General features: G+C 42.6%; 14 protein-coding genes and 1 pseudogene. 8 read left to right on the top strand and 7 right to left on the bottom strand.

All coding sequences use genetic code 11. The features are described 5' to 3' along the window. From pheS to VE944_RS31745, 6 genes are all read left to right on the top strand, one after another. A partial coding sequence (gene pheS / locus VE944_RS31770) for a phenylalanine--tRNA ligase subunit alpha (RefSeq protein ID WP_324987097.1) occupies positions 1–951 on the top strand: 951 nt, incomplete at its 5' end. A 44-nt stretch (positions 952–995) separates the two neighbouring features. Then, positions 996–1,211 carry a hypothetical protein gene (locus tag VE944_RS31765; protein ID WP_229454704.1) on the top strand — a complete coding sequence of 72 codons (216 nt, stop codon included), beginning with the start codon at positions 996–998 and terminating at the stop codon, positions 1,209–1,211. After that, a complete protein-coding gene (locus VE944_RS31760) occupies positions 1,208–1,501 on the top strand; it encodes a Uma2 family endonuclease (protein ID WP_324987092.1) in 294 nt (97 codons plus the stop codon). The genes VE944_RS31765 and VE944_RS31760 overlap by 4 nt, the downstream gene beginning before the upstream one ends. Positions 1,502–1,637: 136 nt before the next feature. Next, a complete protein-coding gene (locus VE944_RS31755) occupies positions 1,638–1,985 on the top strand; it encodes a hypothetical protein (protein WP_324987088.1) in 348 nt (115 codons plus the stop codon). Between the two features lie 133 nt (positions 1,986–2,118). Continuing rightward, the gene (locus VE944_RS31750; protein WP_324987085.1) at positions 2,119–2,412 is read left to right on the top strand and encodes a DUF433 domain-containing protein; all 294 of its coding nucleotides are present in this window, start codon (positions 2,119–2,121) and stop codon (positions 2,410–2,412) included. After that, a complete protein-coding gene (locus VE944_RS31745; protein WP_324987082.1) occupies positions 2,409–2,753 on the top strand; it encodes a DUF5615 family PIN-like protein in 345 nt (114 codons plus the stop codon). The genes VE944_RS31750 and VE944_RS31745 overlap by 4 nt, the downstream gene beginning before the upstream one ends. 317 nt (positions 2,754–3,070) lie before the next feature. Here VE944_RS31745 and VE944_RS31740 read toward each other — a convergent pair whose 3' ends face one another. Continuing rightward, positions 3,071–4,285 carry a chromate transporter gene (locus VE944_RS31740; protein ID WP_324987080.1) on the bottom strand — a complete coding sequence of 405 codons (1,215 nt, stop codon included), beginning with the start codon at positions 4,283–4,285 and terminating at the stop codon, positions 3,071–3,073. A gap of 148 nt (positions 4,286–4,433) precedes the next feature. Between VE944_RS31740 and VE944_RS31735 the strand changes: the two genes are divergently transcribed. After that, on the top strand, positions 4,434–4,859 hold the full coding sequence (locus VE944_RS31735; RefSeq protein ID WP_324987077.1) for a protein tyrosine phosphatase family protein: 426 nt from the start codon (positions 4,434–4,436) through the stop codon (positions 4,857–4,859). A gap of 84 nt (positions 4,860–4,943) precedes the next feature. Here VE944_RS31735 and VE944_RS31730 read toward each other — a convergent pair whose 3' ends face one another. From VE944_RS31730 to VE944_RS34275, 6 genes and pseudogenes are all read right to left on the bottom strand, one after another. Then, the gene (locus VE944_RS31730) at positions 4,944–5,138 is read right to left on the bottom strand and encodes a hypothetical protein (protein WP_324987074.1); all 195 of its coding nucleotides are present in this window, start codon (positions 5,136–5,138) and stop codon (positions 4,944–4,946) included. A gap of 61 nt (positions 5,139–5,199) precedes the next feature. Continuing rightward, positions 5,200–7,086: a S9 family peptidase gene (locus VE944_RS31725; RefSeq protein ID WP_324987071.1), complete on the bottom strand. Its 1,887-nt coding sequence runs from the start codon at positions 7,084–7,086 to the stop codon at positions 5,200–5,202. Positions 7,087–7,159: 73 nt separating this feature from the next. Further along, complete coding sequence (locus VE944_RS31720; RefSeq protein WP_324987068.1) at positions 7,160–7,408, bottom strand: hypothetical protein; 249 nt, start codon at positions 7,406–7,408, stop codon at positions 7,160–7,162. A gap of 34 nt (positions 7,409–7,442) precedes the next feature. Then, a complete protein-coding gene (locus VE944_RS31715; protein WP_324987065.1) occupies positions 7,443–8,888 on the bottom strand; it encodes a RecQ family ATP-dependent DNA helicase in 1,446 nt (481 codons plus the stop codon). 313 nt (positions 8,889–9,201) lie between these two features. Then, positions 9,202–12,318 (bottom strand): hybrid sensor histidine kinase/response regulator, encoded by a 3,117-nt coding sequence (locus tag VE944_RS31710; RefSeq protein WP_324987062.1) that lies wholly within the window; start codon positions 12,316–12,318, stop codon positions 9,202–9,204. 490 nt (positions 12,319–12,808) lie between these two features. Next, positions 12,809–12,871 (bottom strand): annotated as a pseudogene (locus VE944_RS34275) (adenylate/guanylate cyclase domain-containing protein); the annotation flags it as partial. A 481-nt stretch (positions 12,872–13,352) separates the two neighbouring features. Here VE944_RS34275 and VE944_RS31705 point away from each other — a divergent pair. Continuing rightward, positions 13,353–13,496, top strand: a 144-nt coding sequence (locus VE944_RS31705; protein ID WP_324987100.1) for a hypothetical protein, incomplete at its 3' end; no start/stop codon positions are given.

Raw genomic sequence — 13,496 nt, 5'->3', positions numbered from 1 at the left:
GAAGGAGAAAAAGCGATCGCAGCCGCCGACACCCTAGAACGTCTGGAGGAACTCAGAGTTAACTATCTGGGTAAAAAAGGGGAACTGGGGGCACTGTTGCGAAGTATGGGGCAGATGAGTGCAGAGGAACGGCCAAAAATTGGAGCGATCGCCAATACAGTCAAAGAATCTTTGCAAACTAGTCTAGACCAGCAACGCCTCGCCTTGGAAGCCGCGCAAATTCAGGTACAGCTAGAGGCGGAAACTCTAGATGTTACTATGCCGGGAATTTACAGCCCCCAAGGTCGTATTCATCCCCTCAATGGAATTATTGATCGGGCACTAGATATTTTTGTTGGTATGGGCTACACCGTGGCTCAAGGGCCAGAAATGGAAACAGATTACTATAATTTCGAGGCTCTTAATACCCCGCCTGACCACCCCGCCCGTGATATGCAGGATACCTTCTACCTGCCAGATGGTAATCTTTTACGCACTCATACATCGTCAGTGCAAATTCGTTACATGGAAAGAGAAGAACCACCGATTCGGGTTGTGGCTCCAGGGCGAGTTTATCGACGAGATAATGTAGACGCGACTCACTCGGCTGTTTTCCATCAAATAGAACTTTTAGCCATTGACGAGGGACTAACTTTTACAGACCTCAAAGGCACAATTAAAGTATTTTTACAAACAATATTTGGCGATTTGCCAATTCGCTTCCGCGCCAGTTATTTTCCGTTTACTGAACCCTCGGCTGAAGTAGATTTGCAGTGGAATGGTCGCTGGCTGGAGGTAATGGGTTGCGGTATGGTCGATCCAAATGTACTTAAGTCTGTGGGTTATGACCCAGAAGTTTATACTGGGTTTGCTGCCGGTTTTGGTGTAGAACGTTTTGCAATGGTGTTACACCAAATCGATGATATTCGTCGGTTATATGCTAGTGATTTGCGATTTTTGCAGCAATTTTAGGCATACGTAATAGTTATGTACTGCAACCAAGGTAATAATAAATAATGACCTCAGTCTCCAGGTTAGATCAAGTTCTAGAAAGCATCGAGAATTTATCGGTAGATGAACAAGAAGCACTAATTGATCTGATACGTCATCGGTTAGCAGAACGGCGGCGTTCTGAAATTGCTGCTAATATCGCTCAAGCACAGGTTGAATACCAGGCGGGTAAAGTGTTCCGTGGAACAGTTACTCAAATAATGGATGAGTTACGCAAGTGAGAACTGTAATTCTGGCATCATCGTTTAAACGGGCATTTAAGCGATTAGTAAGACGACAGCCAGAATTAGAAGAGCGAATTGAAGAGCGGTTAGCACTACTAACCGCCGATCCATTTGCAAGGGGAATTCCTGAATATTGGATTGTTGATCCACAAATAAATACAGTTACCGTACTGATATTAGTTGACGGGTTTTATGAAGAAACTAGATTTACAGGAAACATTGCGATCGCTTCTACTATTTTACCAGAATTACAGCTAACTACAGAGCAAGTACTCAACCCTGGATAAAGCAATATGGTTAAAAGGCAGACAGACAAAGTGATTTGAGAGGTGCAAGCGCCGTTGTAAATTTAAGTGTATTTACCATTTATAATTCGCTAATTTTTATATTAGAAGTATAATCATTCAATTCAATATATATCTTATGAATGCTATTGAAATAATAATTTTTACTTTAAAAAAATATAAATTGCATCCTATTGAGCAATATTATTCAGTCATAGTAGATGCAATGCAAAAGTATCAGGCAAATCCTCCTGATATCATGATTAATGATATGAAGGATACAAACTATGTATCCACGCATGAAGATTTAACAAAATATAAACAATATTTTTTTGAAAAAGATAGAGCAATCAGTTTAGATGATTTATGTAGGAAGTTTAGAATGTGTCCTAATGGTGTAACTTCTGAAAATTTTAAACAAGCATTAAGAGAATATAAAATGGAATTTGAAAAAAATCCTAAAATCATAGATCCATTTGATATTTAGCAATTATATAATCTGGCAAAACCGTGTCCTTCATCACTGTAAAGTACATATAGCACTAATAAACCAGCCCATTAGTGATCAGAACTATTGGTAAACTAGAGGCAACACCAGTTCTGATTCCTTCATTCGTTTTATGTTTGCTGAAACATCCTCGCGCTACGTGACCCGCAACCCGGAAATTTTGAGTGGAGAGCCGATTATTATAGGTACTCGGACATCTGTTCGTGCTATTGTCGGTTTGTGGCGATTGGGGATTATGCCAGAAGAAATCCCGAACCATTTGCCACATCTGACCCTAGCACAAGTATTTGATGCCTTGAGTTTTTATCTCGATCATCAGGCGGAGATTAATGAATACATTGAGCTAAACCGAGTACCCGATGAATTAATCCATCCATCTGTAAAAGCTATATTGGGGACATCGTGACGGTTTATGCTGCACTTTACAGTGATGAGGACATGTCAGCGTTGGTTTCTACACTGTTACGTTCGCGCGGTCTGGATATCACAACTGTTCCTGAACAAGCAACACTCGGCAAAACTGACCGTGAACAACTTGAATTTGCAACTTCTGTAGGCAGATGTATTCTGACACATAACCGTGTCGATTTTGAGCGGTTGCATCTCCGGTATATAGAGGAGAATAAAGAACATTTTGGGATTATCGTTGTGCCTCAGAAAAATGCTTATGAAATCGCGCAACGGATTGGCATTCTGGTAAGCACACTAACGGCTGATGAAATTAGGAATCAGTTGTTGTATGGATAAATCTTTTCAAATTAAAAATATTAAGGTGGTTGGTGAATTACACTAATCACCATGCGTGAGACTTTATTTCACTATTCCTGAATGACCTTGAATATCTCCCAAAGATTCAAATCTACCGCCTAAATATTTGGCGAGAAACTATTTTGCGTAGGCGTAGCCCGTCGTAGACATCGCTTCTACTATATTCCCCAATTTACAATTAACAGCACAGTAATTACTCCAAGCTTGGGAGTCAGATAATTACCGAATAAGTCAAAAGCAAAAAGTTAAAATTTAGCCGTAAACAAAAAAATAGAACCACTTTTTTATCGCTATTTTTAACCTAATAATATGTGTGAAGCAAATCCGATCGCTCCTCCTGCCAGTACTAACCAGGCAGAATTTATTTTAAATTTAAACACAGCGATCGCACTCACAATTGCTACGATAATTGTTAACCAATCCACTAGCGCGGCTCGTCCTAATGTGTAAGTTACTCCTGCCATTAATCCGAGAGAAGCCGCATTCACACCATCCAGAAATCCACTTGCCCAAGGAGATTGACGTAACTTAGGAACCCAAGGATTAACCACCCAAACCAGCACAAAAGCTGGCAAAAAAATGCCAATTGTAGCAGCAATTGCCCCAGCATTCCCTGCTAGCAAATACCCAATAAATGTTGCGGTGGTGAAAACAGGCCCCGGTGTAAACTGCCCGATCGCTACGGCATCTAAAAGCTGTTGTGATGTTAGCCACTGGTTGCGCTCGACCAAATCCCGTTGCAGAAATGCCAGCAACACATAACCACTGCCATAGAGAACACATCCAATTTTGAGAAAAAAGACAAAGACGCTAATCCAACTGACTGATGTAACTGCTGCTGTTGTACTACCAACCTGCGCCAGAATACCTGAAATAGGTAACAGGAATACTCCACTTGTGTGTCCTCTAGCTTGCCAATTCTTCACTAGCATGACAGCGATACCTAGTAAAATCAGCACCAAAATTTCGTTTAATCCAACTAAATACGCTGCGATTCCTGCTATCCCTGCAATAATCGTCGGCACATCTTTAGCTGCCTTTTTCCCCAGATTCCACACAGCCTGAATCACGATCGCAATTATTACAGGTTTAATTCCATAGAGCAGCCATTCCACTTGGGGAACTGTTTGATAGCGAGCATAAATGGCGGCTAATGCCCAAACTATCAGCATCGCAGGTAGAATAAAGCAGCTACCCGCAACTACTAAACCACGCCATCCGGCTCTTTCGTAGCCAATGTGAATCGCTAATTCTGTCGAGTTGGGGCCTGGAATCAAATTCGTAATCCCCAGCAAATCTAGCAGTTTCTCTCGGCTCATCCACTGACGGCGATTCACTACTTCATTGTCCATCATGGCGATGTGGGCAGCAGGGCCACCAAAAGCGATCGTCCCCAGTCGTAAAAACACCGTTGCCAGCTCTGTTAATCGCTGCTTCTTTTGTCTGGGAGTTAAAACGTTATAGGAAACTACTTCTTGCTCTTTCTGGATATCCTCAGCTTCTTGTGTCATTATATTTTTCCTGATTAATGATCATGACAGAATTAAGATATCGAAATTCGATAGCGGAAATCTGAAATCTATATACTTAGAAATTAATTTATGATACTATGCGTTCAACTCTTAAGTACGGTAATAGAGTCGAGATTACGGGGTATATATGAGTGATGTCAAGAAGGTAAGCGATGAGTTTTCGGCAGGTGGACAGCCAACGCCAGAGACACTAAAACAGCTTGCCGCTCAAGGATATAAGTCTGTGGTAAATCTGCGATCGCTTGATGAAACTGGAGTGTTAGAAGACGAACAACAACATGCCCAAGCGGTAGGTCTTGAATATGTCAATGTTCCACTCAAGTCAACCCAAGCTAACGATAACTTGACTGCAAAAGTTCTCAGAGAACTAGAAGAATTGCCGACTCCTGTATATTTTCATTGTGGTGCAGGTGGACGAGCCAGCGCCTTAGCACTCATTGCCTTTGCAACTCAACAAAAGCTGAACCGTGAACAGGTTTTAGCAAGAGCAAAAGAACTTGATATCAATCCAGAGCAACCTCATTTCAAGCAGTTTTTAGAAAGCCTCTCTTGAATAGTGCTGAGTTTTGAGTTAGGAGTTAGGAGCTAAAAGGTTTCTACTGCTCCTTCATATCGCCCACTCCATACTCAGCACTCACTACAACTCCTTGAACAATTCGCCAAATAATTCCTGTACCTTTTCTTTAGCATCCTCTAGAGTCATTTTTCCTAAATCGGTAGCTTGGTAGAGTCGTCGGTTTTGCCGCCCCGATCTTTGCTCAATGGAATATACGTCTCGTAGAGAGCCTCTTGATTCTGATTCCTGAATTCTGACTTCTGAATTCTTCTTCAATTCTGGTCAACTTCAGCCAAAAGGTGGCTAGTGAATTACACTAACCACCATGCGTAAGACTTTATCTAACAATTCCTGAATGACCGGGGATATCTGCTAAAGGTTCAAATCTGCCACCTAAGTATTTGGCAAGAAACTCTTCTGCGATCGCAAAAAAGTGCAGCCGATTTTCTGGTCTGGCAAAACCATGTCCTTCATCTGTGTAAAGTGCATATTGTACTGGCAAACCAGCCTGCTGCATTGCATTGACAATTTGATCGCTTTCTGATTGTTTCACTCGCGGATCATTTGCACCTTGACCGATAAGTAAAGGTTTTTGAATTCGGTCAGCGTAGAATAAAGGCGATCGCGATTTCAAAAATTCCTCTTCTGTCTCTAAGTTACCGACACGATGAGAAAGCATTGCCTTCAATGGTTCCCAATAAGGCGGTATAGTTTCTATCAAAGTAATCAGGTTACTTGGCCCCACAATATCCACACCAGCCGCAAAGATTTCTGGTGTAAAAGTTAACCCCACTAAAGTGGCGTAACCGCCATAAGAACCGCCCATAATCGCAATCTTTTGCGGGTCGGAAATGCCTTTTTCCACTAACCAGTTCACGCTGTCAATCAAGTCATCGTGCATTTTGCCAGCCCATTCTCGATTCCCAGCATTCAAAAATGCTTTACCATAACCAGTAGAACCGCGAAAGTTCACTTGCAGAACAGCATAACCCCGGTTTGCTAGCCATTGCGCTGTGGGAGAGAAACCCCAAGTATCCCGCGCCCAAGGGCCACCATGAACCAGGAGTACTGTTGGGAGATTCTGGGTAGGTATTCCGACAGGGGTTGTCAGGTAACTGTGGATAGTTAAACCATCCCGTGCTTCGTAAGAAATTGGTTGCATTGAAGCTAACTGCAACGTTTCGAGTTTGGGTTGGTTACTAAAGAGGAAGGTACTAGTTTTTGACTCTCGGTTATAGGCATAGTAATAAACTGGGCCATCGTCAGTTCTATAAGCTAAAGCCCAAGTTTTATCTTCCAAGTCGCGGCTAATTACAGAGAATTCTCCAGGACGCACCTTAGCGATTTCCTCAAAATCTGCGGCGATACTCTGGTCAATTACTTGCCATTCTTGTTTATCTTTGTAGAAAGAAACTGCTTGGATAACTCGCGTTAGTGGTTGAATAATTATCCCCACGACATCATACTGTTGGTCTTCAGCAATGACAGTTTCTTGACGGGTGTCTAAGTCAACAGCTAACAGACGTTTGGCGTTAGCATCGTGATTCCCTTCAATATAAAGGGTTTTACCATCAGCCGAGAAACTTACAGAATTCCCTTCTTCGTCTGACCCCCAATGGCGAAGAATTTCCCACTGTTTATCGGGTTTATGCAATAAGAGGTCGTAACCACCACCCGGTGCGCTAGCTGTTGCTGCACGTATTTGGAAATCAGCGTCAGATGTCCAACTGATAATGTTACCGGGGTTGTCAGTGTCGAACTCAACCGCACCATTTTTGAGGTTGATGCGGTAAACGTCAAACTTTTGGGGATTGTTCAAGTTCAAAGCTACCAGCGCTTCATCTGGAAATTTTGGTTCCAGTTCTACAAGTTCGGCTTTCACGCCCTGGAATGGCGTTAAGTCACGCACAATCTTGGAGTGAATATTAACCAAGTGGAGGTGAAAGTTCTCGTCGCCATCCAAATCCTGCATATAAATCAACTGGTTGGCGTTATAAGTCCAGAAGAAAATGCGGATACCGCGCTTTTTGTCGGCAGTTAGTATCTGGTCGTCTTCTTGTCCTACAGTTCGCAACCAAACCTGCAAGACATTTTTCTCATCAGGGGCAATATATGCCAAGTACTTGCCATCAGGCGAGAGTTGTGGGCTGGTTTTTTCGGGATTCCCAAACAGAATTTCGCGCGGAATCAGTGGTGGTAGGGAGGGCGCTTGAGCAGATGCCATATTTTCATCCTCTACTTAACTTCCCTATTGTTACTTGGTTATGAAAATGACAATTCATCCTATTGGGTGAACCTCATTGGAAAATAAGGGATAAGGTATTGATCTCCTGAACGAGTCTTTTATCTTCGTGAACGAGGCTTTTAGCTCCGTTCATCCACCTTTTATCCTCGTGAACGAGGCTTTTAGCTCCGTTCATCCACCTTTTATCCTCGTGAACAAGGCTTTTAGCTCCGTTCATCCACCTTTTATCCTCGTGAACGAGGCTTTTAGCTCCGTTCATCCACCTTTTATCCTCGTGAACGAGGCTTTTAGCTCCGTTCATCCACCTTTTATCCTCGTGAATGAGTATTAAAGACTCATTGACGGCAATTATCGCAATGTCCGCAACGCAAGTTAGCAGCTTCTTTGTCAAAACCAAAGGCATTTAACAAAAACTGCCAACGACACTGCTTAGTTGTCAGGTATTGATGCATCTGTTTAGCAGCGTGTAATTGCGTTGGTGGTTGATTTCCCGCTTTTTGAGCAATGGTGTAATGAAAAGGATCAAGCCAGTTTAGCTGACCACTGCTATGGAGTAAAGCTAGCGCCGTAGCACCTTCAGGAAATTGTCGGGTTACTGCATTCACTTCTCCCTGTTTTGGTAATTTTTTCACAAGTTGCTGCGCTATTTGCTGTTGCGATCGCATTTTTTCTTGAAAAAACTCCTGTCTTTGCTTATCCTCTGGATCTAACCATCCCGTAGGTTCACTTACCAATGTCAACGCTTCTGCCGGTTTCCCATCCCTTCCAGCGCGACCTATTTCTTGCACATATTCAGATAGCAAATGTGGTGCGTGAAAGTGGGCAACCCACCTGACATTGCTTTTATTAATCCCCATGCCAAACGCACAGGTACATACAACAAAGGGAATTTTGCCACCTAACCAGCTTGCTTCTACTTCACGGCGTTCGCTTGCACCCAATCCCGCATGATAACTAGCTGTTTCATAGCCCATCTCTGCTAACCATTGGGCTAAATCTTCGCTATCTCTCCTAGTGCGAACATAAACTAACCCCGATTGTTGCGGTCTATTTTGAATAAACTTTAATAATTGTTGTTTTCTACCTCGTGGTGTCCAAGCAATGCGAACGCTGGGATGCAAATTAGGACGGTAGGGATTCAACCGGAAAATCTCTGGTTGCTGTAATTGTAAAACTGTTTGAATAATCTTTTGCGCTAACGGGTCAGCAGTCGCGGTAAAAGCGGCGATGCTGATTTTTGTTCCTGGTGGTTTTGATTTTAGCAATGCCGGACGCACAGCCCCTAATCTGCGATAAGCTGGGCGAAATGTGTCACCCCACTGCACTAAACAATGAGCTTCATCCAAAATTAAGCCATTAATTTGCAATTGCGGTTGACATAATCTCTCCCACACTGGCGCACTTAGCAAAGTTTCTGGGGACAAATAAAGCAATCTTAGCTGTTGACGTTCTAAAGCTTGCAGAGTGGCACGGCGTTGAGATGAAGGTAATTCACTATGCAAAAGTGCTGCTTTTTGATTACTTTGTAATAGTTCCTGAACTTGATTTTCCATCAACGCCACTAAGGGCGAAACTACCAAAGTTAATCCTGTTTGTAGTAGCGCGGGAAGTTGAAAACAAATTGACTTTCCGCCACCTGTAGGCATAATAATCAGCGCATCTTTTTGTGACAATAAACTGCTGACAATTTCTCCTTGTGGCGGACGAAAATCTTCATAACCCCAGATTTTTTTAAACGTAGCGAGAACTTCTTGCCAAGATTTTATTGTAGGCTGATTCATAAGCAATACTAGATACACCTATATCCTTGAAAACTGAATATAGCCTCTGTTATCCAGTTAATGGTTCAGTAATTTCATCATCTCAACTTGCAATCCACTGACTACAAGAATGAATTAGAACTGATTTTTATAAAAACTAGAAATAGCTTAACTGAAGGCTTGACTCACCTGCCTTGAACTAAAGTTTCAGGCTAACAGCTAAAGTCTACTGAAGTAGACTAAAGATTTTGGATATATGAGGTTTGTTAGCTGCTGACAGTTAACAGTCAACGGTCAGCAGTCAACAGTCAACACAAAATTTTTATTAAACTATTCAAGTACGTCCGGTAAGGTTGGCAATTACGGCTGCTAACTCGCCCGGATTAACTGGTTTGGGGACATGGAGTTGAAAGCCTGCTAACAGAGCTTGCGTGCGATCTTCTGCCCTAGCATAGGCTGTCAGTGCTACTGCTGGAATCCGCCCACCTTGGTCTGCTGGTAACGCCCTGACTTGACGTATTAGTGTGTAGCCGTCTTCTTGTGGCATACCAATATCGCTTACCAGTATATGGGGACGAAATTCTTGCAGGGCCAGCAGTGCATCACTTGCAGATGGAGCAGCCATGACTTGGGCCCCATACTGTCCTAGAATCATGGTGAGCAAATGACGCGCGTCGGCCTCATCATCAACAATCAGCACCCGCAAGTCATCTAGCTTTGGCAGGTAATTGTTCGCGTCTTGGGTATCTCCAACAGATGAAGGCTGCTCTGCGGTATTAGGCTCTATATAGACGGCTTTCATTGGCAAATTGACAACGAATGTCGCCCCCTGTCCAATTCCTGAACTTTCCGCAGAGACTGTGCCGCCGTGTAATTCTACTAAGTGGCGGACGATCGCTAACCCTAATCCTAATCCACCATGCGATCGCGTGATCGAACTATCTTCTTGACGGAAGCGTTCAAATACATGCGACAGGAATTCGCCAGCAATTCCTACTCCTGTATCGCTCACCCGAATTTGCACGCATGATTCAACGCGCTCTAATTGCACATCAATTCTTCCCCCCTTGGGTGTAAACTTAACGGCGTTAGAGAGCAAATTCCACACTACTTGTTGCAAGCGGCTGGCATCACCTGCAACTACCCCTAATTCCGGGTCGAATTGACAGTTTATGCTAATCTCTTTGGCCTGGGCTGCTGGGTATACAGTATCGATTGCGGCCTCTACAAGTGGTACAAGTTTTACCCGATGAATATTTAAATGGAGTGTGCCTCTAATAATCCGTGAGACATCTAAGACATCTTCGATTAGTTGAGCTAGGGATTTAGTGTTACGCTCGATTGTCTCTAGTGCCCGCGCAGTAGTAGTTTCATCAAACTTGCGATTCCTAAGTAGCTGCGCCCAGCCCAAGACGGCGTTTAAGGGTGTGCGGAGTTCGTGGGAGAGTGTGGCGAGAAATTCATCTTTCATGCGGTTTGCAGCTTCGGCATCGGCGCGTGCTGCTTGTTCGCGCTCAAGCAATTGTTCGCGTTCTTGCTCTGCTTGCTTGCGAGCAGTAATGTCAATCATGAATCCATGTAATAGCTGTGGCCCATTTTCATCCCGCACCACATTAACAATGTCATACAACCATACGACTTTGCCATCAGCAGCCAACATTCTGTATTCAAATTCGTAATTATCCAGTGATAAAGAAGATTCTTGGCAATACTGGATAGCCCACTTTCGATCTTCTGGATGCATGTATTTTTCCCAGAAATTCTCGGTGTACCAGTCTGACAAAAGATAGCCAAGAATATCAACGGTTTGGGGCCCTACATAAGTAAAATTTCCGGTAGTAGCATTTAGCTCCCAAGGAATCACGCGGGCTTTTTCTGTGAGTGTCCTTAACCGTTTCTCGCTCTGTTTGAGAGCTGCTTCTGCTAACTTGTGAAGTGTAATATCTGTGATTAGGGCAACAAATCCTTCAACTTTTCCTTGCTGACTGAACTGAGGAACGTAAGTGACATTCACATAATGATTTGTGCCATCTTTATCGGGTACTTGGGTTTCGTAAGTTACTTGTTCTCCTGAAAGTACCGTTTCTATATAAGGAAGAATTGACTCATAAACAGATTCTCCGACAATTTCTCTAATGTGTTTACCATAAATTTCTGAAGTAGGAATTCCAAACCAGTCTTCATACCCTTTGTTATTAAAGCGATAACGCTGTTCGCCATCAACATAGGAAATTTGGACGGGTACAGCATTTGTAATCAGGCGGAGTTGATCTTCTCGTTGACACAGTGCCGCTTCTACTTGCTTGCGTTCTGTGATGTCGCGTTGAGTTCCCCATGCTCTGATTAAAAGGCCATTTTCGACAATTCCCACCAGATTATTCAAAAAATATTTGGAATTACCTTGCTTATCTATTTCATGAGACTCTGCATCAATGAGTCGGTAGTTAGAACGAATAAAATTACATAGGTATGCAATATTATGTGGATCGGAAGGAACAACAAAGTCTCCTAGTCTGGCGCTGATAATTTCTTCGGCACGAGAAAAGCCATACATCTGCGCCATAGCATTGTTGCATTCCCCTAAGTAACCATATTGATAAAAATGTTGAATTTGTTCATCTTCAGGACAATCTGGCGAAATTGGTACTTCCAATTCCATACACCAAATACCTTCTGAACTCTGCTCTAAAAAAGCGCGGTAGCGTTCTTCGCTTTTGGAAAAGGCAAGCTCTACTTGTTTGCGTTCGCTTAAATCAAGTACAGAACAGATAACATGTTCTGGATTATTTTCTAATAAGGCGCAACCTAATAGAATGGGAACGCGGCTATCATCTTTGCGGATGTATTCGTTCTCAAAAGGCTGACACACGCCTTTGGTTTTGAGTTCTGCGATTGCACTGTTGTTAGCTTCAATATATTTTGGTGCTATCATGTCGTGCCATCGAAGCCCTGTTAGCAAATCCTCCCGCGAATAACCTACCATTGTTAAAAAAGCATCGTTAGCTTCTGCGTAGGCGTAGCCCGCCGTAGGCATCGCCCTGTCCATATTGGCTACAATTACCCCAATGATGTTGGACTCTACCAACCTTCTAAATTTTGCCTCGCTCACCTGTAGCTTCTGCAAACTCGTGCGTAACTCTGAGGTGAGCAAGCTAATAAGTGTTGCCACCAGCATAAACAAGCCTAACCGCCCTATGCTGTCAAGATTATCAACAAAAAGCGAAAACACTGGCTCTAAGAAAAAGAAGCTGACGGCTAAAGTAGACAAAGCAGTACCTAATAACCCTGCTTTCATACCGCCATACCTGGTACTAACCGTCACGGCAGGAAAAAATAGCAGGAAAATAGTTGGTTTCAGTAGTGGCTGTAGCAATAGTGTTAGTAGCAATGCACTACCAACAGCTAATAATGTCACAGCATAGGGCGCTAGAAGGGAACGTGTTCCTTTCAATGTGGCTTCTCCTTGTATGCAGCTAGCTAAAGGATTATTCCCAAAATCAGCTAGACAATGCGTTGGCGTAGCCCGTTGTAGACATCGCTCAACATTTATTATGCATCGGAAAAATACACATTTAAGCGGTTACTTGGGGTGAATCTATCTAAAGTAGTAAAACTAGTTTTAGCAAATGTGCAATAACTTGATAACTGTCACTCTAATTATATATATTTATTTTTTAGTGTCCATCAAAAAGCATAGATATATTTATTTTTTATGTTGATTTATTTTAGTATATAAGTGAGCAGTTTTTATTTGCGTTTAACCTCAATTAAACCTCGTTTCTCAAATAAGTATTTATCCTTCAAAAGCTGACAAGTTGCTTCACAAACTTGGATTCTACCTACTATAGCAATCCTAAATCAGTTGTGAAAATCAAGAGACTCCGATCCCCGACTTCTTTGAGAAGTCGGGGATCTTATTTTTCACGACAGGTTTAGGACTGCTATATACCATCTGATTCTATTCTACTAGCAGTATTTACTGTATCTTCCCAAAGGTCGTAGGCAAAACCAGGATAAACTCAAAAAAATTAAGTAAGATGGCGGCGACCGATAGGAGTTTTACATAAACCCAACAAATAATATTGATGAATTATACTAAAATACCGATTTTAAAATCGGAGATTTTTCTTATAATTGTGCCTTGTGTAAATAGAAAAAGAAATTAAAGTTAAGCAAACAATCAACATAATCTGCGGCTGCAATTGTGGCGTTTTAGTAGAAAGCCTTGTCGTTCTTCCTTGTATGATTCAGCAAGATTATTGTTGGTTTCTCGCTCATAGATTCCATTACTAACGAGCGTATCTAGTTCGGTTTTGTCAGACTTACTTGGATGAATCATGCACTTTTTGCGTTATTAGTAATCAATAGACTAGGGAATGGGGCATAGCGCATGGGGCATGGCGAATGGAAAAATTACCAATGCCCAATGCCCAATGCCCAATCCCCAGTACCCAGTACCCAGTACCCAATCCCCAATCTCCATAAATGGCTCGTACTCCTACATTAAATTTTGATCGCGGCACATTAATTTTGCATCCACCACCACGCGGCAAAGGTTGGATGGATTATGCTACATGGGATGATAGAGTTGAGAAATTCCGCATTCCCGCAATTAGATATCGATCGCTA

Origin of the sequence: Nostoc sp. (assembly GCF_035638895.1) — a bacterium.
GTDB lineage: Bacteria > Cyanobacteriota > Cyanobacteriia > Cyanobacteriales > Nostocaceae > Nostoc.
This window is presented reverse-complemented; position numbering and strand designations above follow the sequence as displayed.